We start from the raw sequence: 20,388 nt of genomic DNA, 5'->3' as shown, positions 1-20,388 counted from the left end.
CCTGATGGAGAGAATGTTCTCTCAAAACTAGATAACAATGTTCATTTTTCACATTAGAATATAGGTTAAGTCCTCGATCTATTAGTATCTGTCAGCTCCACGTGTCACCACGCTTCCACCTCAGACCTATCAACCTGATCATCTTTCAGGGATCTTACTTCCTTGCGGAATGGGAAATCTCATCTTGAGGGGGGCTTCATGCTTAGATGCTTTCAGCACTTATCCCGTCCGCACATAGCTACCCAGCGATGCCCTTGGCAGAACAACTGGTACACCAGCGGTGCGTCCATCCCGGTCCTCTCGTACTAAGGACAGCTCCTCTCAAATTTCCTGCGCCCGCGACGGATAGGGACCGAACTGTCTCACGACGTTCTGAACCCAGCTCGCGTACCGCTTTAATGGGCGAACAGCCCAACCCTTGGGACCGACTACAGCCCCAGGATGCGATGAGCCGACATCGAGGTGCCAAACCTCCCCGTCGATGTGGACTCTTGGGGGAGATAAGCCTGTTATCCCCGGGGTAGCTTTTATCCGTTGAGCGATGGCCCTTCCATGCGGAACCACCGGATCACTAAGCCCGACTTTCGTCCCTGCTCGACTTGTAGGTCTCGCAGTCAAGCTCCCTTGTGCCTTTACACTCTGCGAATGATTTCCAACCATTCTGAGGGAACCTTTGGGCGCCTCCGTTACATTTTAGGAGGCGACCGCCCCAGTCAAACTGCCCACCTGACACTGTCTCCCTGCCCGATAAGGGCAGCGGGTTAGAAGGTCAATACAGCCAGGGTAGTATCCCACCGATGCCTCCACCGAAGCTAGCGCTCCGGTTTCCAAGGCTCCTACCTATCCTGTACAAGCTGTACCAACATTCAATATCAGGCTGCAGTAAAGCTCCACGGGGTCTTTCCGTCCTGTCGCGGGTAACCTGCATCTTCACAGGTACTATAATTTCACCGAGTCTCTCGTTGAGACAGTGCCCAGATCGTTGCGCCTTTCGTGCGGGTCGGAACTTACCCGACAAGGAATTTCGCTACCTTAGGACCGTTATAGTTACGGCCGCCGTTTACTGGGGCTTCAATTCGCACCTTCGCTTACGCTAAGCGCTCCTCTTAACCTTCCAGCACCGGGCAGGCGTCAGCCCCTATACTTCGCCTTACGGCTTCGCAGAGACCTGTGTTTTTGCTAAACAGTCGCCTGGGCCTATTCACTGCGGCTTCTCGGGGCTTTAACACCCTAAGAAGCACCCCTTCTCCCGAAGTTACGGGGTCATTTTGCCGAGTTCCTTAACGAGAGTTCTCTCGATCACCTTAGGATTCTCTCCTCGCCTACCTGTGTCGGTTTGCGGTACGGGCACCTCTCACCTCGCTAGAGGCTTTTCTTGGCAGTGTGGAATCAGGAACTTCGCTACTAAATTTCGCTCGCCATCACAGCTCAGCCTTCACGGGAAACGGATTTGCCTATTTCCCAGCCTAACTGCTTGGACGCGGATATCCAATACCGCGCTTACCCTATCCTCCTGCGTCCCCCCATTGCTCAAATGGTGAGGAGGTGGTACAGGAATATCAACCTGTTGTCCATCGCCTACGCCTTTCGGCCTCGGCTTAGGTCCCGACTAACCCTGAGCGGACGAGCCTTCCTCAGGAAACCTTAGGCATTCGGTGGACGGGATTCTCACCCGTCTTTCGCTACTCATACCGGCATTCTCACTTCTAAGCGCTCCACCAGTCCTTCCGGTCTGACTTCACTGCACTTAGAACGCTCTCCTACCACTGTTCGTAAGAACAGTCCGCAGCTTCGGTGATACGTTTAGCCCCGGTACATTTTCGGCGCAGAGTCACTCGACCAGTGAGCTATTACGCACTCTTTAAATGGTGGCTGCTTCTAAGCCAACATCCTGGTTGTCTAAGCAACTCCACATCCTTTTCCACTTAACGTATACTTTGGGACCTTAGCTGGCGGTCTGGGCTGTTTCCCTTTCGACTACGGATCTTATCACTCGCAGTCTGACTCCCAAGGATAAGTCATCGGCATTCGGAGTTTGACTGAATTCGGTAACCCGGTAGGGGCCCCTAGTCCAATCAGTGCTCTACCTCCGAGACTCTTACCTTGAGGCTAGCCCTAAAGCTATTTCGGAGAGAACCAGCTATCTCCAGGTTCGATTGGCATTTCACCCCTACCCACACCTCATCCCCGCACTTTTCAACGTGCGTGGGTTCGGGCCTCCATTCAGTGTTACCTGAACTTCACCCTGGACATGGGTAGATCACCTGGTTTCGGGTCTACGACCACGTACTCATGCGCCCTATTCAGACTCGCTTTCGCTGCGGCTCCGCATCTTCTGCTTAACCTTGCACGGGATCGTAACTCGCCGGTTCATTCTACAAAAGGCACGCCATCACCCGTTAACGGGCTCTGACTACTTGTAGGCACACGGTTTCAGGATCTATTTCACTCCCCTTCCGGGGTGCTTTTCACCTTTCCCTCACGGTACTGGTTCACTATCGGTCACTAGGGAGTATTTAGCCTTGGGAGATGGTCCTCCCGGATTCCGACGGAATTTCACGTGTTCCGCCGTACTCAGGATCCACTCTGGAGAGAACAACATTTCAGTTACAGGGCTGTTACCTTCTTTGGCGGGCCTTTCCAGACCTCTTCGCTTATATCGTTCCTTTGTAACTCCGTATAGAGTGTCCTACAACCCCAAGAGGCAAGCCTCTTGGTTTGGGCTGTTCCCGTTTCGCTCGCCGCTACTCAGGGAATCGCATTTGCTTTCTCTTCCTCCGGGTACTTAGATGTTTCAGTTCCCCGGGTATGCCTTCTCATACTCTATGTATTCAAGTATGGATACTACTCCATTACGAGCAGTGGGTTTCCCCATTCGGAAATCTCCGGATCAAAGCTTGCTTACAGCTCCCCGAAGCATATCGGTGTTCGTCCCGTCCTTCATCGGCTCCTAGTGCCAAGGCATCCACCGTGCGCCCTTTCTAACTTAACCATTTCTTACTTTAGAAAGAATCACTATGTGTGATGAACTTTGCATTGCATTCAATGTGAATGTATTACTTATTGTTATCTAGTTTTCAAAGAACAATCCTGTCTCGCTAGAGACATGTTTGAAGGAATGATCCTTCAAAACTAAACAAGACGAAAAACGTACGCTGCTCCATATATCCTTAGAAAGGAGGTGATCCAGCCGCACCTTCCGATACGGCTACCTTGTTACGACTTCACCCCAATCATCTGCCCCACCTTCGGCGGCTGGCTCCATAAAGGTTACCTCACCGACTTCGGGTGTTGCAAACTCTCGTGGTGTGACGGGCGGTGTGTACAAGGCCCGGGAACGTATTCACCGCGGCATGCTGATCCGCGATTACTAGCGATTCCAGCTTCACGCAGTCGAGTTGCAGACTGCGATCCGAACTGAGAACAGATTTGTGGGATTGGCTAAACCTTGCGGTCTCGCAGCCCTTTGTTCTGTCCATTGTAGCACGTGTGTAGCCCAGGTCATAAGGGGCATGATGATTTGACGTCATCCCCACCTTCCTCCGGTTTGTCACCGGCAGTCACCTTAGAGTGCCCAACTGAATGCTGGCAACTAAGATCAAGGGTTGCGCTCGTTGCGGGACTTAACCCAACATCTCACGACACGAGCTGACGACAACCATGCACCACCTGTCACTCTGTCCCCGAAGGGAAAGCCCTATCTCTAGGGTTGTCAGAGGATGTCAAGACCTGGTAAGGTTCTTCGCGTTGCTTCGAATTAAACCACATGCTCCACCGCTTGTGCGGGCCCCCGTCAATTCCTTTGAGTTTCAGTCTTGCGACCGTACTCCCCAGGCGGAGTGCTTAATGCGTTAGCTGCAGCACTAAGGGGCGGAAACCCCCTAACACTTAGCACTCATCGTTTACGGCGTGGACTACCAGGGTATCTAATCCTGTTCGCTCCCCACGCTTTCGCTCCTCAGCGTCAGTTACAGACCAGAGAGTCGCCTTCGCCACTGGTGTTCCTCCACATCTCTACGCATTTCACCGCTACACGTGGAATTCCACTCTCCTCTTCTGCACTCAAGTTTCCCAGTTTCCAATGACCCTCCCCGGTTGAGCCGGGGGCTTTCACATCAGACTTAAGAAACCGCCTGCGAGCCCTTTACGCCCAATAATTCCGGACAACGCTTGCCACCTACGTATTACCGCGGCTGCTGGCACGTAGTTAGCCGTGGCTTTCTGGTTAGGTACCGTCAAGGTGCAAGCAGTTACTCTTGCACTTGTTCTTCCCTAACAACAGAGCTTTACGATCCGAAAACCTTCATCACTCACGCGGCGTTGCTCCGTCAGACTTTCGTCCATTGCGGAAGATTCCCTACTGCTGCCTCCCGTAGGAGTCTGGGCCGTGTCTCAGTCCCAGTGTGGCCGATCACCCTCTCAGGTCGGCTACGCATCGTCGCCTTGGTGAGCCGTTACCTCACCAACTAGCTAATGCGCCGCGGGTCCATCTGTAAGTGACAGCCGAAACCGTCTTTCATCCTTGAACCATGCGGTTCAAGGAACTATCCGGTATTAGCTCCGGTTTCCCGGAGTTATCCCAGTCTTACAGGCAGGTTACCCACGTGTTACTCACCCGTCCGCCGCTAACATCCGGGAGCAAGCTCCCTTCTGTCCGCTCGACTTGCATGTATTAGGCACGCCGCCAGCGTTCGTCCTGAGCCAGGATCAAACTCTCCGAAAAAGTACAAAACCGAAGTTTTGCTTTTCGCCAGTTTGACTGACTACCTATGATGTATCATAGGATTTTTTTATAAAAACTCGAATTAACAGGTACGTTTTGTCTTGTTTAGTTTTCAAAGATCATTTTCGTTATCGCTCGTAAGCGACTTTAATATCTTAACATTTCGCTTCGGTTGAAGTCAAGAACTTTTTTCGTTTTCTTTTTTCAACCTCGTTGCTGTTTTGCGGCAACGAATAATAATATACCATCTGGATTCTTTTCTTGCAATAGTTTTTTTGAAAAAAGTTTCATTTTATGAAAAATAAAAAGCGCCACAGATCAAATGGCGCTTTTGTTGATATATTAACGGTTTCTCATTTGCGGGAAAAGCAGTACATCTCTGATTGATGGAGAATTTGTTAGCAGCATGATTAATCGGTCGATACCGATTCCTAGTCCGCCTGTTGGCGGCATGCCATATTCTAATGCTTCAACAAAATCGTCATCCATGAGATGCGCTTCGTCATTTCCTTCTTCGCGTTCTTTTAATTGAGCTTCAAAGCGTTCTCTTTGGTCGATTGGATCATTCAGTTCAGTGAATGCATTTGCATGCTCGCGGCGCACGATGAATAGCTCAAAGCGGTCCGTGAAGCGCGGGTCTTCAGGATTTTTCTTAGCTAATGGAGAAATCTCGACTGGGTGCCCGTAAATAAAGGTAGGCTGAACCAGTGTTTCTTCTACTTTTTGCTCGAAGAACTCATTGATAATATGACCTACTGTCATGTTTTTTGTGATTTCAACATCGTGATCAGCAGCATGCTGTTTTGCTTCTTCTACAGACATCTCCTGCCAGAAGTCTACACCTGTTGCTTCTTTGACTGCTTCAACCATATGGAGTCTCTTCCATTCAGGTTTTAGATCAATTTCATCTTCTCCATATTGAATCGTTGTTGTTCCTAGTACCTCTTGGGCAATATGAGCAATCAAGTTTTCCGTTAGGTTCATGATGTCTTTATAGTCTGCATATGCTTCATACAGCTCAATCATAGTAAATTCCGGGTTATGACGAGTTGAGACTCCTTCATTACGGAATACGCGGCCAATCTCGTATACTTTCTCTAGACCACCGACAATTAGACGTTTTAAATGCAGCTCGATCGCAATACGCATATAAAGCGGCATATCAAGTGCATTGTGATGAGTAATGAAAGGACGAGCTGATGCACCACCAGGGATGCTATGCATTGTTGGTGTTTCAACTTCTAGGTATCCTTTTGAATCTAAGTATCTTCTCATTGATTGAATGATTTTGCTTCGCATGATGAACGTCTGCTTACTTTCTGGATTGACAATCAGGTCAAGGTAACGCTGACGATAGCGTTGTTCTACATCTTTTAGTCCGTGATATTTATCAGGGAGCGGGCGAAGTGCTTTTGTAAGAACCTCAAAGCTAGTCGCTTTAATTGAAAGTTCTCCTACATTCGTTTTAAATACGGTTCCCGTCACACCGATAATATCGCCTAGGTCCGAGCTTTTGAATAATTCGTAAGCTTCTTCTCCTACACTATCTTTACGTACATAGATTTGAATTTGTCCTTCTAAGTCTTGAATGTGTGCAAAGCCAGCTTTCCCTTTTCCGCGTTTTGTCATCATACGGCCAGCAATTGTTACTTGAGCTGCTTTTTCTTCTAAGTCTTCTTTTGAAAACTCGTCATATTCAGCAATAATTTGTGCGGATTGATGAGAACGGTCATATCGTTCACCGAATGGATCGATACCCTCTTCTCTCATTTTATTCATTTTGTCACGTCTTACTTGGAATTGATCATTTAATTCTTCGTTATTAAGCCCTTCATTACTCATTTATATCACTCCAATAATGTATTTTGCAGAGAAAAGCAGAAAAACTGCCAGTACGTGCACTAGCAGTGAGCTACAAAAAGAAAGATAGTCTTATCCTACTTTTATTCTTTGAAGCTCTTTTGCCTCGGCTTCGATCGTAAAGTCATCTAGAACTTTTACAAGCTCCGCTCTCGTTTCACTTTGATTGATTTGGTTTCTTACATCTGCATTGCCTCGGACACCTTTTAAGTACCATGCTGCATGTTTTCTCATTTCTCTGACAGCCACATGCTCGCCTTTCAGGTCTATGAGTCTGTCTAAGTGAAGTTTGCACACAGACATTTTCTCACGCACATTAGGCTCTTCTTTTAGTTCACCCGTTTCTAAATAATGAACCGTCCGGTAAATCATCCACGGGTTTCCTAGTGCGGCTCTTCCGATCATGACAGCATCTGCACCCGTTTCATCAAGCATACGTTTTGCATCTTGAGGGGTTTTGACATCTCCATTGCCGATGACTGGAATGGAAACAGATTGTTTGACCTCTTTTATAATATCCCAATTCGCTGTTCCTTCGTACATCTGCACACGTGTCCGTCCGTGAAGCGCAACCGCTTGGCCACCTGCTCGTTCAACAGCACGGGCATTGTCGATAGCGAAAATATGGTCTTCGTCCCAACCCATTCTCATTTTCACAGTAACAGGTTTATCTACAGCTTCTACGACTGCGGATACCATTTCGTAAATCTTGTTTGGATCCAGCAGCCATTTCGCTCCTGCGTCACATTTCGTGATCTTTGGTACAGGACATCCCATATTAATATCAATAATGTCCGCCGTTGTATTCTGGTCTACAAACTTGGCCGCTTCTACGAGCGTGTCCTTTTCTCCCCCAAATATCTGAAGGCTCAACGGTTTTTCACGCTCATCAATGTACAGCATGCCCATCGTTCTGGCATTATTAATCAAGATCGCTTTGTCACTGACCATTTCAGCGCAGACTAAGCCCGCTCCAAACTCTTTCACAGTGAGTCTGAAAGCAGAGTTACACACACCAGCCATTGGTGCGAGCACTACTTTGTTTTTAATTTCGATATCTCCGATTTTAAACATCATGTCCCCTCCTTTCTTCTTCAAGTATTGGTGAAAGTTCTTCCACCGTTATATTTAAAGCATCTGCTATTTGACCAACCATTTGGTTTGTTGGTAATCGATTGCCTCGCTCAATTTCCCCTAAGACAGAGACAGAGATGCCCAGTCTTTTGGCGAACCCTTCCTGAGTATACCCTTTTAGCTTTCGGTATGCACGAATTCTTCTACCCCACATGTCTTTTTCCATATGCTTACACCTTCTTGGTCTGTTACGGCGTTTATCTGGGCTTCGCCGATTTCTGGGCAAATCTCACTCATCGGAACAAGAACGAATAAACGTTCGTACATTCTAGGATGCGGCACTACAAGTTGTTCTGTTTCAATATTTTCACGATTATAAAGTAAAATGTCAAGGTCAGCTGTCCGTGGACCCCACCTCACTTCTCTTGTTCTGCCTAACTCCTGCTCAATGTTCTGAGTCAGTGATAGAAGTTCTTCAGGACGAAGCGAGGTGGAAATCTTCACAGCCATGTTCAAGAAGTCATCCTGATTCTCGTAACCTACAGGTGTTGTCTCATATATAGATGAAATGGATTCAACTTGAACACCTGGATGTTCGTGAAGTTTTTTGACAGCTTCTTTTAAGTAGGTTTCCTTTTTTCCTATGTTTGAGCCTAAAGCGATATATGCTGTATTGTTCATGCGCGTGATCTCGTCATTTCAATGGCAACGGACTGATAGTGTCCTGGAATTGGCGGATCTGGTTTGATTACTTTTACTGTACATTCTTGAACTGTCGGAAAGTCCTTTAACACTTGATTTGTAATTCTTTCTGTCAGCGTTTCAACGAGGTTCACTGGGTCCCCTTCTACAATATTTTTGCAGATGTTGTAGAGCTCAGCATAGTTGATGGTCTCATTTAGGTCATCCGTTTGTCCTGCCTTACTTAAATCAAGTGAAGCTGTTAGGTCCACACGAAAGCGCTGGCCTAGTTTATTCTCTTCTGCAAATACACCGTGATAGCCGTAAAATTCCATTCCGTTTACATATACTTTATCGATGATAAGCGCCTCCTTTATTCAGCATGGCATCCATCATTTTTGCCATTCTTGCGATTTCTTTTACATCGTGCACTCGGACCATCGCGCTGCCCTTTTGAATCCCAAGACAGACCGTTGCACCCGTTCCTTCAGTACGTTCTTCAGGCGGCAGGTCTAAAACTGCACCGATGAATCGTTTGCGGGATGTTGCTAGCAGCAGCGGATACCCTAGGTGGCAAAAATGTTCAAGTTCATTCATGACCATGAGGTTGTCAGTTTTATTTTTCGCAAATCCTACACCAGGGTCTAATATAATCATGTCATCACGGACACCCGCTTGTTTCACAATGTGAACACTTTCTTTCAGATCTGCGATCATATCTGAAATCAGATGGGTGTAATTCCGCTCTGGTCGATTGTGCATTAAGATGATTGGCACGTTGTGCTTCGCTGCCACATGCGCCATTTGAGGATCAGCTTTCGCCCCCCATACATCATTAATGATTGAGGCTCCCGCTTTCACTGCCTCATCTGCGACATGGGCTTTATACGTATCAATAGAAATAGGTATGTCCAATTCTTTTGTGATCTTCTCAATGACAGGAATGACCCTTGAAAGCTCCTCTTGCTCTGAGACAAGTGCCGCTCCCGGCCGAGTCGATTCACCGCCAATATCAATAATATGCGCCCCATCTTCTATGAGCTGCGTTGCATGAGCCAGCGCTTTATCAATTTGATTGAATTTTCCTCCATCTGAAAAAGAGTCCGGTGTGACATTTAAAATGCCCATGACCAATGTCTTCTCTTCATAACTAAGGGTATGGTGCTTGGCTTGTATGATTTTAGGCTGTTTTATCAATTGTTGTGTCATTGTGTCCACCTACTCTTTATGTTCTAGACGTTCTTTTGTATATTCTGTTCTCAGCTTGGTCGAAATCGTTCGGTTGTGGTTTTGCAGGACGGTGTCTCCGATATTTTTAAAAGGCACAATTCCCTGAACCGAATTGGTCATCCACGCCTCATCAGCTGAGAGCAAGTGCGAGAGTGGATATCTTCCTTCTATTAGTGGGATCCCCGAAGCTTGCAGCGTTTCAATACAATATCGACGGGTAACCCCGTTTAAAATGCCGGTATCAAGTGAAGGTGTATAGATCACATCTTTTTTTCGCCAAAATAGATTTGACGTAATTCCTTCTGCCACATCGTCTTCTTTTGTTAAAAAGATCCCTTCTACAGACGGATCGTTCCCTACTTCTCTTTTCGCCAGCAGGTTGTTCATGTAATGATGCGACTTGAGCCGTCTTGGACCTTCCGGTGTGTTTCTTCTTGTATCAAGAATGATTCCCTGTTTTTCATCTACTATTGATTCAGGCCGGAATGGGGAGATCATCACAAAAACAACAGGCTCCTCATAAGGGTCTGCAGAAAATCCATTGCCTCTGCCCGCAGAAACATTGAAGCGGATCCTCGCATGACCGTCCGTTATTTGGTTTTGATTGAATAATGTATGAATGATGTCGAGTACAAATGGTTTCTCTATTGTGGATTCGATGCAAAGGTCACGCAATGATTGATTGAGCCTTTCAAGATGCCAGTCTAACAAGAAGACTTGTCCTGCTAGAGAGGTAAATGTTTCGAATACACCGATGCCATATAGAAAACCATGATCAAAAGGAGAAAGAGTCGCGTCTTTCTCCTCTATATACTGACCGTTCAGGTAAATGATCATGCGTTTACTTCATTCCCCTTTTTACGATAGGTTTCAATGAAATTTCTGAGCATTTCCTTACCGAAGGACGTCATAATCGATTCTGGATGGAATTGAACACTTTCAATCGGAAGTTCTTTATGGCGAATGGCCATGAGTTCGCCTTCCTTTGTGCTCGCTGTTCTGACAAAGCACTCCGGTAGCGTCTCGTCTTTAACAATTAATGAATGATATCTCGTTGCGACGAGCGGATTTTGGAGTCCCGTGAAGACACCTTTGCCGTCGTGTTCAATCTCTGATGTTTTCCCATGCATTAACCGCTCCGCACGAATGACATCTCCACCAAATACTTGTGCAATGGATTGATGACCTAAGCAGACACCGAAGATCGGAATCTTCCCAGCAAAATGTTTGATCGCTTCCATACTAATTCCTGCTTCATCCGGACTGCAAGGTCCTGGAGAAATCATCAGAAAGTCTGGCTTAAGCTCTTCGATTTCTTGAATAGTGACTTGATCGTTTCGTTTTACAATCAGTTCTTCCCCAAGCTCACCTAAATACTGGACCAGGTTGTACGTAAATGAATCGTAATTATCAATCATTAATATCATACTCTGCTCACCTCTAACTCAAAATAGTCTCTTCTTTGCTCAACTGTAATGCTTTTTTCACTGCATAGGCTTTTTTAATCGATTCTTTGTATTCGTGCTTTGGTACAGAATCGATGACAATGCCTGCACCTGACTGCATGAAGGCTCTGCCCCCTGTACAATAAGCCGTACGAATGACGATATTAAAATGCATATCTTGATTGAATCCAAACCAGCCTATAGATCCAGTATAAAGCCCACGCCTTGTCGGCTCAAGCTCTTCTATGATTTCCATTGTTCTCACTTTTGGCGCACCTGTAATTGTGCCGCCTGGGAATACAGCTCTCATGACATCTACTGCATCACAATCATCACGCAGCTCCCCTTGGACATTTGATACAATGTGCATCACGTGTGAATATTTCTCAATGGCCATAAACTCGTTCACCTTGACTGAGCCATAAGTAGACACTCGTCCAAGATCATTCCGCTCAAGATCAACGAGCATCACATGTTCTGCGCGTTCTTTTTCATCTTCAATGAGTTCTTTTGCCAGCGCTTGATCTTCCGCATCATCCTTGCCTCTTGATCTTGTGCCAGCGATCGGTCTTGTTTCGAGCTGAATGCCTTTTTTCTTAATAAGCAGTTCTGGAGATCCACAGACAATTTGGAAATCTGGCGTGTGCAGATATGACATATATGGAGATGGATTCACGTGACGTAATGTTTTGTATAAATGATATGGGTGGGTATGAAGTTGTTCATCTTGTCTAATGGATAGGTTCACTTGGAACACGTCACCGTTCGCGATATATTGTTTAATCGTTTCTACAGCTTCCCCGAAAGCTTCTTCAGTAAAAGGTGCAGCAGGTACACATTCCGAAGAAGACACGTTGACAGGTGAATGTGCTGATTCTTCTGATGTGCTTGTCCAGCTTTGCTTTAATTCTTCGAGTCTTTGATGAACTTCACTGACAGGTTCGTCTCCTTCTGTATGAGTGATCAGCCAGAGGACGTCTTTATTATGATCAAAGACAGCGACATCATTGAATACGAGGAAATACAAATCAGGCGTCTTCAAATCATCGATGGACAGCATTTTAAAATGCTCGATATATCTTGCGTAATCATAGCTTAAAAATCCAATCGCTCCACCTTGGAAGTCAGGATATTCGTCGTTCGTTTCGGTTTGTAGGGTTTGAAACCAATCAGCAAATGCCCTAAAAGGATCTCCCTCTTTGAACAACACCTCATTCTGATAATGGATGGTGGTCATCCCGTCCTTCCCTTTCGCTTTAGCGATCGGATGAATACCAGCAATACTGTATTCTCCGCCACGTGCACTTTCAAGAAGGACGTGATGTGATTCATGAGCCGTTAATTGTTCGTATCGTTTCAAGAATGCATCTTTCGTAAAAGGAATTTTGATGCCCATCGGCCTACGTTGTGTCATGTTATCATCCTTTTTCATTTTCATTAATCTTATTGTAATGCAATCCATTTTAATTAGAAAATAGTATTTGCTTTCCATCTTCAGAATTCATAAAAAAACCCCAGCAAATGCTGGGGTGTATTGTTTAATCAAATTGATAAAGCGGCGTACTAAGGTAACGTTCACCGTTACTTGGAATAATCGCTAGAACCTTTTTCCCTTTACCAAGCTTCTTCGCTGTTTGAAGCGCTGCATAAATGGCTGCTCCTGAAGATATACCACCAAGGATTCCTTCTTCTTTCGCTGCCTTTCTTGCAAGTTCAAATGCATCTTCGTTTTTCACTTGGATAATGCCGTCATATACTTCTGTGTTCAAGATAGATGGAACAAACCCTGCTCCGATGCCTTGAATTTTATGCGGACCTGGTTTCCCGCCTGATAGTACAGGAGAATCTGTTGGTTCTACCGCATAAAGCTGAATAGATGGAATGGCTTCTTTCAGGACTTCACCAGCACCTGTAATCGTACCACCCGTACCAACTCCTGCAATAAATGCATCAAGTTCGCCGTCAAACTGTTCAAGAATCTCTTTCCCTGTTGTGCGGCGGTGAATCTCAGCGTTGGCTTCATTGCTGAACTGCTGAGGCATGAAGTATCCGTGCTCTTCTGCTAATTCTTCTGCTTTTTTGATGGCACCTTTCATTCCTTCTGCACCCGGTGTTAATACAAGTTCTGCACCGTAAGCGCGTAAAAGGTTGCGGCGCTCCTGACTCATTGTATCCGGCATAACTAAAATCGCATTGATTCCTTTTGCAGCCGCGACCATCGCAAGACCGATTCCTGTGTTTCCGCTTGTTGGCTCAATGAGTGTGTCACCAGCTTTTAATGTACCTTTTGCTTCAGCATCTTCGATCATCGCTAACGCAATACGATCTTTTACACTGCTGCCTGGGTTCATATATTCAAGTTTCAAGTAGACATCCGCACTGTCTTCATCTACTAAACGGTTTAATTTAACGACTGGTGTATTTCCTATTAGTTCAAAAACTGAATTTGCAATACGAGCCATCACTAACACCTCTATCTCCGAGTAATTTTATTGCATTAATATTAAATTATCAATTTCGAAAAATTTTGTCAATGCTTTTAGTCCTGCTCTCCATCGTAAAACCATGTGACTTTTGCTTCTTTCCACAGGGTTTTGACATTCGCCTTTTCACCCAGATCTTCCATGGCGATCTGTCTTTTGATCTGATCTTTGACTTCTTCATAAGAGAAGGAGCGGCCATTTAATTTTTCTTTTAATTGTATGATGGCATAACCGTTTTTGATCTCGATCGGCTCTTTCGTCCATTCATCCGGCTGAAGCTTTTGGGCTTCTTGTATGTATAGGGCTGGAATGCTTTCTTGCTCTTCTGTGACAAATCCAAGATCTCCGCCGTAAGGAGAGGTATATCGATCGGTGGATCGTTCAGCTGCTACAGCTTCGAAACTAGATCCGCCCTTTAAATCTTTTAATACACTTTGTGCCTCGTCTTTTGTTTTCACAACAATGTGTCGAATTCGGTATGAGTCATCATATTGATACAAGTCTTTGTTTTTTTCATAAAAGGATTTGGCTTCTTTTTCAGAAACGACCGCATCTCTCGTTAGAAGCTGTTCTAATAAAATTTGATAACGAATCTGCTCTTTCCATTCCTTTTCACTTGTATGACCGTCTTCGTAGAAATTATTAGATACCGCTTTCAGCATCAGCAGCTCACGATTGATCTCTTTTGAAGATACCTCCAGCTTGTTTTCTTTCGCAAGCTGATTGACTACCTTCTGATTAATCATTTGTTCAAGTGTTGCCTTTCCGTAGCGGTCTTCCATTTTCTTTAACCATTCTTGACGTGTGACTTTCTCTTTCCCAATAGAAGCAATTTCTTCACCGCTCTTCCCATTTGAAGAAGCCTGCGACATTTGTGACTTTGTTAATACATATGCAATGACAACGGCATTAATCATGAGCAGAACGAGGATAAATGTCCATACCACTCTTGCTTTCAGTCTCATCTTTCGTCTCCTTTCCATTCTAAAAAGAAAACCCGCTGCTTAGAGCTTAGCGGGTTATTTCTTCACGTAGCTCTTCTAGCTCTTCTTTTGTAAATACATACGTTTCGTTACAAAAATGGCATTGAGCTTCTGCTTGTCCGTCTTGTTCAATCATATCCTCAATTTCGGCTTTCCCTAGGCTGATAATACCGTTGGCAAACCGTTCTTTTGAGCAGTTACAAGAAAATTCGACAGGTACAGTTTCTAAGATTTGAGGTTTTTCACCGAGCACTTCTTCTAAAATTTCTTCAGGAGTCATCCCTTTTTCAATCAGTTTAGAGATCGGTTCAATGGTTGATAATCTCTTTTCGAGTCTTTCGATGACTGCATCTTCTGTTCCAGGCAGCAATTGAATGATGAAACCGCCTGCTGCAAGGATCGAGTTGTCTGGATTGACAAGAACACCCACACCTACAGAGGATGGCACTTGTTCAGAGGAGACCAGGTAATAAGTAAAGTCATCTCCAATTTCACCTGAGACAATTTCCGTTTGCCCTGTAAAGTGGTCTTTCAGTCCGATATCTTTGACAACACTTAACGTTCCAGATGTTCCAACAGCACGTCTAACGTCCAGCTTCCCATGTTCATTTAAATCAAAGTGAACTTGTGGGTTTGAGACATATCCGCGCACCTGACCTTTTGCGTTTCCATCCGCAATGATGGCTCCGATCGGCCCACCGCCTTCAATTTTGACAGTTAATTTATTCTCGCCTTTCAGCATGGCTCCCATCATGACAGTCGCTGTCATGGTTCTGCCGATAGCAGCTGAAGCAGTTGGCCACGTATGGTGTCTTCTCTGCGCTTCGTTGATTGTATCTGTTGTGTTCGCAGCATACGCACGGACTTTCCCGTCATATGCTAACGCTTTAACTAAATAATCCATTTTGATTAAACCCTCCTATAATACACCGACACGATTGCGTTCATAAATTAATTGAAGTCCTTTTAATGTGAGGAACGGATCGACAATATCAATACAGTCTGATTCATTTCCAATCAATGTAGACAAACCGCCTGTTGCAATGACTTTCGGTGTTTGTTTGGCTTGCTGCTTCATCCGTTTCACTATGCCCTCGACTTGCCCAACATATCCATAAAGGATGCCGGATTGCATCGCACTGATGGTATTTTTTCCAACAATGTGATCTGGACGGACAATTTCAATTCTTGGCAGCTTAGCCGCTCTTGTATATAAAGCCTCTGTTGAGATGGTAATACCAGGTGCAATCGCCCCACCCATGTATTGTTTTTGTTCATTGATATAGCAGTAGGTTGTGGCTGTTCCAAAGTCTACCACAATGAGAGGTGCCCCATACAGGTGAATGGCCGCCACTGCGTTCACAATTCGATCAGCGCCGACTTCCTTTGGATTGTCACACATAATGTTTAATCCAGTCTTCATGCCAGGCCCAACGATTTGAGGAGTAATGTGAAAATACTTTTCGCACATTCTTTCCAGAGCAAACATCATTGGCGGGACAACAGAAGAAATGATAATCCCTTCTATCTGGTCAAACATCAGCCCTACATAGTCAAATAAGGATCGGATTGCCATACCAAATTCATCTTCTGTTTTATGACGGCTTGTTTCAATCCGCCAATGGTAGTTCAAATCGCCATTATGATAAACACCTAAAACGGTATTTGTGTTTCCTACATCTATCACGAGTAACAACTTCATCACCACTTTGAATAGTGTCTCAAAAAGAGCATTTTTCGACTTTCTATCATACCATACACGAATTGAGTTCCATTTGTAAACAATTCGAAACCGATCCATTCATGAATCGAAATAAAAAAAAGCTGCCGGTGAGCCCGACAGCTTTTTATAGAAGGAGATTAGATCTCCTCGTCTTCTTCTTTTTTCTTGATGTTCACTTTCACATCATCGTTTTTCTCTTCGTCATCTGCGTATACACGCTCTGGAAGCTTTCCAGTTTCGTAAAGAGATTTAATTTGTTCAGCATCTAATGTTTCCACTTCTAGAAGAGCTTGTGCGATGATTTCTAGCTTATCTTTATTCTCAGTGAGAATTTGTTTCGCACGTTCGTAGCTTTCTTTGATGAAGCGCTGAACTTCTTGGTCAATTTCATAAGCGATCGCTTCACTATAATTCGGCTCGTTGTTGAAATCACGGCCAAGGAATACTTGACCTCCTTGTGCTTGACCGAATTGTAGAGGACCAAGTTTATCAGACATACCGAACTCTGTGACCATTCTTCTTGCAATGCCTGTTGCACGCTGGAAGTCGTTGTGTGCGCCTGTACTTACTTCACCAAACGTAATTTCCTCTGCAACACGGCCGCCGAGCAAGCCGACGATTTTATCAAGAAGCTCTGGCTTCGTTTGGAAATAACGGTCTTCTCTTGGAAGCATGACCGCATATCCGCCTGCCTGACCACGAGGAACGATCGTTACTTTATGCACCATATCCGCTTCGTCTAGGATAAGCCCAATGACGGTATGACCTGCTTCATGGTACGCCACGATATTACGTTCTTTCTTCGAAATGACACGGCTTTTCTTAGCCGGTCCAGCAATGACACGGTCAGTTGCTTCGTCGATATCACGCATATCAATTTTCTTTTTGTTTTGACGGGCAGCAACAAGTGCTGCTTCGTTTAGTAAGTTCTCAAGATCTGCCCCAGAGAACCCTGGTGTTCTGCTTGCAATGGCTTTCAAGTTGACTGTATCATCAAGCGGTTTGTTTTTCGCATGAACCTTCAGTACTTCTTCACGACCAATGACATCTGGGCGGTCAACCGTAATTTGACGGTCAAAACGTCCCGGACGTAGCAATGCAGGATCTAGGATATCTGCACGGTTCGTTGCAGCAATGATGATAATCCCTTCGTTGGCACTAAAACCATCCATTTCAACAAGAAGCTGGTTAAGCGTTTGTTCACGCTCATCATGACCACCGCCAAGACCTGCTCCACGCTGACGACCCACTGCATCAATCTCATCAATAAAGATTAAGCAAGGTGCATTCTTTTTCGCATTTTCAAACAAATCACGTACACGTGATGCACCGACACCGACGAACATCTCGACGAAGTCAGAACCACTGATGCTGAAGAAAGGAACGCCTGCTTCTCCTGCAGATGCTCTCGCAAGCAATGTTTTACCTGTACCTGGAGGTCCTACTAGTAAAACCCCTTTAGGGATTCTTGCGCCAAGCTCCGCAAATTTACGTGGATCTTTTAAGAATTCAACCACTTCTACGAGCTCTTGTTTTTCTTCATCCGCACCGGCAACATCTTTAAATTTCACACGTTTCTTCTCTTCTGTGTAAAGCTTTGCCTTACTCTTACCAAAGTTCATGACACGGCTTCCACCGCCTTGAGCTTGGTTCAATAAGAAGAAGAACAGGATAAAGATGATGATGAATGGAATGATGGTTGTCAGAACTTGCAGCCATCCATTTGTTTCAGGTGCTGGTTCTACTTTTACATCTGTATTCTTCAGTGCACTGTAAATCTGGTCAACACCTTGACCATCTGGAACATGGGTAATGAAGTATTCATCTTTCTTCGCGCCATCTAATTGACCACGAATTTCATAAACCCCTCTTACAGGCTGGATGGAGATACTCTCCACTTTTCCCGCACTTAAATTTTGCGAAAATTTGCTGTAAGACATGTTCTCAGGCTTTTGATTAGGGGATCCTAACCAACTGACAACCCCTATCACAAGTAATAAAATAAGTATATAAAAAATCGTATTACGAAAAACCCGATTCATTCCTTACCTCCTCCCACAGTAAGCACAACTATGTTCAATAGTATCATAGAAAATCATTCCAACACAACCAATAACCTCATGTAAACGTGTGCTCATTAGCCTTCGTAAACAGATGGTTTTAACACTCCAATATACGGGAGGTTTCGGTAACGTTCGGCAAAATCCAATCCATAGCCAACAACAAATGCATCTGGTACTTCAAACCCAACATAATCTGCTTTGATGTCTGCTTTGCGGCCGCTTGGTTTATCAAGCAATGTCACAATTTTAATGGAGTTTGCTTTACGGTATCGGAAAAGCTCTACCAGATAACTCAAAGTTAACCCACTGTCGATGATATCTTCCATAATTAGAATATCTCTTCCTTCAACAGAAGTATCTAGATCTTTGATGATCTTCACTTCTCCAGAAGATACGGTAGACTTTCCGTAGCTAGATACATCCATAAAATCAAGCTCTAAATATGTATCAATGTGTTTGATCAGGTCTGCCATGAATGGAAGAGCCCCTTTCAAAACACCAATAGCCAGGGGAAATTTACCATCATAATCGCTGGTTAATGTTGCACCCAGTTCTTTCACTTTTAGCTGGATCTCTTCTTCTGAGATCAAAATCTTTTCAATATCTTGTTTCATGCTTTTGCTTGCCCCCTACAAATTTTCGTGCTGTCTATATTGTAATACAATGAGATCGCTGTTTGTCATATCAATTTCTTCAAAAACGGATTTTTTCAGACCTGGGATCCAGATGATTTGATGATCCGAGTCAGTGACGATCGGCCAGCTGTCTCTTTCTGCAAGAGGCACTTTTTTATCAATAAATATATCTTTCACCTTTTTTGATCCATTCATCCCTTTAAGTTTGATTCGATCACCGTTTTTTCGTGAGCGAATGATCAAAGGAAGACGAACATGATCTTTTTGAAGCAAGAAAAAATGGTTTCCGTTCCGTGCATCCTCCGGAACATGATTTGATACCAAGATAGACTGTCCATTCGGGAGAAAAAGTTCCTCGCCAAGCTCACCTCTTAAATGATGAGTATATGACTGATCTATGACAAGCGATCGTTCAAAGGTAAACATACAGTGATCATAAGATTTGACAGCTTGTAAACCTTTTGGCAAATCTAATGATCCAGACGGTTGATCAGTATGAGATAACCAGTCCAAAGTCCCTAGAATATGCTGGTTTGAAAACGCTGATTGAGTGTTTTCATAAAGATAGTTTAATATTAGTTGAATGCCTCTTCTTTGTAAAGGCAAAGGCAGGTCAAGCAAAGGCTTCGTTTTGATCTCAATTTGCTTAGGCGTTTGATTCGTAATGACTTGATGCATTTGATCCTTTGTTAATGCCTGCAAGTACTGCTCATCCTCAGTCAGCATGTCACTTACAAACTGAAAGCTTTCATGCACATGAGGTGCCTCTTCTTTTAACACGGGAAGAACGTGTCTTCTGATCCGGTTTCTCAAGTAATCATCGGTGTGATTGCTTTGATCAATGACATAAGGAACTTGTTCTTTTTCGCAAGCAGTGAGTACATCATCCTTAGAATATCCAATCAGCGGACGAATCAGCCACCCTTCTTGAAAAGGGCGCTTTGCTTGCATACCTGCGAGTCCTATTCCAACAGTCCCTCTTGTCAGCCTCATCACCATTGTTTCTACTTGATCGTCTCCATGATGTGCAAGCGCTATAAATTGAGCGTTGTACTGTTCCATCAATTGACGAAAGAAAGCATATCTGCACTCTCTTGCAGCTGCCTGTTTGTTTAAGCGGTTTTCTTTTGCATATTGGGTGACCTGTATACGAGCCGATTCAAAAAGGATCTCATGCTCTTTACAGTACGCTTCAACAAATGCCAAATCAGCAAAGGATTCTTCTCCTCTGAACATGTGATCTACATGGGCTGCAATCAGCTGAAAGGAACCTTTTCGACGTTTGTTTAGTTCATGCAGCAAGAGCATAGAATCTGGTCCGCCAGAAACCCCGACAATGACTGTCGTATTTTCAAGGAAAACATCATGTTTTTTCAAAAAAGATTCAATTCTATTCACAACTTCCTCCTCACAAAGAGCAGGTAATTTAAAGATATACATATCCTATCACTTTCATTAGCTCCAAGCAAAGAAGAAGCCTGCTTTTTT

General features: G+C 44.5%; 16 protein-coding genes and 2 rRNA genes. All 18 read right to left on the bottom strand.

All coding sequences use genetic code 11. The features are described 5' to 3' along the window. Positions 1-61 precede the first annotated feature (61 nt). The 18 genes from MHH31_RS00500 to tilS all read right to left on the bottom strand — a co-directional run bounded on the left by MHH31_RS00500 (position 62) and on the right by tilS (position 20,298). Positions 62-2,992 (bottom strand): 23S ribosomal RNA (locus tag MHH31_RS00500). A gap of 182 nt (positions 2,993-3,174) precedes the next feature. After that, a 16S ribosomal RNA gene (locus MHH31_RS00495) occupies positions 3,175-4,723 on the bottom strand. Together the 16S and 23S rRNA genes form the textbook arrangement of a ribosomal RNA operon. A 342-nt stretch (positions 4,724-5,065) precedes the next feature. Then, positions 5,066-6,565 (bottom strand): lysine--tRNA ligase, encoded by a 1,500-nt coding sequence (gene lysS, locus MHH31_RS00490; protein ID WP_057078729.1) that lies wholly within the window; start codon positions 6,563-6,565, stop codon positions 5,066-5,068. A gap of 90 nt (positions 6,566-6,655) precedes the next feature. Next, complete coding sequence (gene dusB / locus MHH31_RS00485) at positions 6,656-7,657, bottom strand: tRNA dihydrouridine synthase DusB (protein ID WP_008341796.1); 1,002 nt, start codon at positions 7,655-7,657, stop codon at positions 6,656-6,658. Continuing rightward, positions 7,650-7,883, bottom strand: a complete 234-nt coding sequence (locus MHH31_RS00480) for a helix-turn-helix transcriptional regulator (RefSeq protein ID WP_008341798.1) — start codon at positions 7,881-7,883, stop codon at positions 7,650-7,652. Before MHH31_RS00480 ends, dusB begins: the two co-directional genes overlap by 8 nt. After that, positions 7,835-8,338: a 2-amino-4-hydroxy-6-hydroxymethyldihydropteridine diphosphokinase gene (gene folK / locus MHH31_RS00475; RefSeq protein WP_007496156.1), complete on the bottom strand. Its 504-nt coding sequence runs from the start codon at positions 8,336-8,338 to the stop codon at positions 7,835-7,837. The genes MHH31_RS00480 and folK overlap by 49 nt, the downstream gene beginning before the upstream one ends. Beyond that, positions 8,335-8,697: a dihydroneopterin aldolase gene (gene folB / locus MHH31_RS00470; RefSeq protein ID WP_041506531.1), complete on the bottom strand. Its 363-nt coding sequence runs from the start codon at positions 8,695-8,697 to the stop codon at positions 8,335-8,337. Before folB ends, folK begins: the two co-directional genes overlap by 4 nt. Beyond that, positions 8,690-9,547 (bottom strand): dihydropteroate synthase, encoded by an 858-nt coding sequence (gene folP, locus MHH31_RS00465; protein WP_047946846.1) that lies wholly within the window; start codon positions 9,545-9,547, stop codon positions 8,690-8,692. Before folP ends, folB begins: the two co-directional genes overlap by 8 nt. A 9-nt stretch (positions 9,548-9,556) precedes the next feature. After that, entirely contained in the window at positions 9,557-10,405 is an 849-nt protein-coding gene (pabC, locus tag MHH31_RS00460) for an aminodeoxychorismate lyase (protein WP_061417642.1), read from the bottom strand. Continuing rightward, positions 10,402-10,995, bottom strand: coding sequence for an aminodeoxychorismate/anthranilate synthase component II (pabA, locus tag MHH31_RS00455; protein WP_008341810.1), 594 nt, complete (start codon positions 10,993-10,995; stop codon positions 10,402-10,404). The genes pabC and pabA overlap by 4 nt, the downstream gene beginning before the upstream one ends. Before the next feature lie 13 nt (positions 10,996-11,008). After that, positions 11,009-12,427, bottom strand: coding sequence for an anthranilate synthase component I family protein (locus MHH31_RS00450; protein WP_327855354.1), 1,419 nt, complete (start codon positions 12,425-12,427; stop codon positions 11,009-11,011). A gap of 124 nt (positions 12,428-12,551) precedes the next feature. Next, positions 12,552-13,475 carry a cysteine synthase A gene (cysK, locus tag MHH31_RS00445; RefSeq protein WP_017359310.1) on the bottom strand — a complete coding sequence of 308 codons (924 nt, stop codon included), beginning with the start codon at positions 13,473-13,475 and terminating at the stop codon, positions 12,552-12,554. A gap of 77 nt (positions 13,476-13,552) precedes the next feature. Beyond that, positions 13,553-14,455 (bottom strand): peptidyl-prolyl cis-trans isomerase, encoded by a 903-nt coding sequence (locus tag MHH31_RS00440; RefSeq protein ID WP_025206605.1) that lies wholly within the window; start codon positions 14,453-14,455, stop codon positions 13,553-13,555. A gap of 52 nt (positions 14,456-14,507) precedes the next feature. Continuing rightward, on the bottom strand, positions 14,508-15,383 hold the full coding sequence (gene hslO, locus MHH31_RS00435) for an Hsp33 family molecular chaperone HslO (protein ID WP_007496169.1): 876 nt from the start codon (positions 15,381-15,383) through the stop codon (positions 14,508-14,510). 15 nt (positions 15,384-15,398) lie between these two features. Continuing rightward, positions 15,399-16,175 (bottom strand): type III pantothenate kinase, encoded by a 777-nt coding sequence (locus MHH31_RS00430; RefSeq protein WP_008341820.1) that lies wholly within the window; start codon positions 16,173-16,175, stop codon positions 15,399-15,401. 164 nt (positions 16,176-16,339) lie between these two features. Next, positions 16,340-18,244, bottom strand: coding sequence for an ATP-dependent zinc metalloprotease FtsH (gene ftsH, locus MHH31_RS00425; protein ID WP_024719367.1), 1,905 nt, complete (start codon positions 18,242-18,244; stop codon positions 16,340-16,342). A 95-nt stretch (positions 18,245-18,339) separates the two neighbouring features. Further along, complete coding sequence (gene hpt, locus MHH31_RS00420) at positions 18,340-18,879, bottom strand: hypoxanthine phosphoribosyltransferase (RefSeq protein ID WP_007496175.1); 540 nt, start codon at positions 18,877-18,879, stop codon at positions 18,340-18,342. Between the two features lie 15 nt (positions 18,880-18,894). After that, complete coding sequence (gene tilS, locus MHH31_RS00415; RefSeq protein ID WP_039170108.1) at positions 18,895-20,298, bottom strand: tRNA lysidine(34) synthetase TilS; 1,404 nt, start codon at positions 20,296-20,298, stop codon at positions 18,895-18,897. Positions 20,299-20,388: the final 90 nt, after the last annotated feature.

The sequence above is a fragment of the Bacillus sp. FSL K6-1033 genome (assembly GCF_038630765.1).
In the GTDB taxonomy this organism is placed as follows: domain Bacteria; phylum Bacillota; class Bacilli; order Bacillales; family Bacillaceae; genus Bacillus; species Bacillus altitudinis.
Note: the sequence above shows the minus strand (reverse complement) of the source record. Positions and strands in the feature narration are given on the sequence as shown.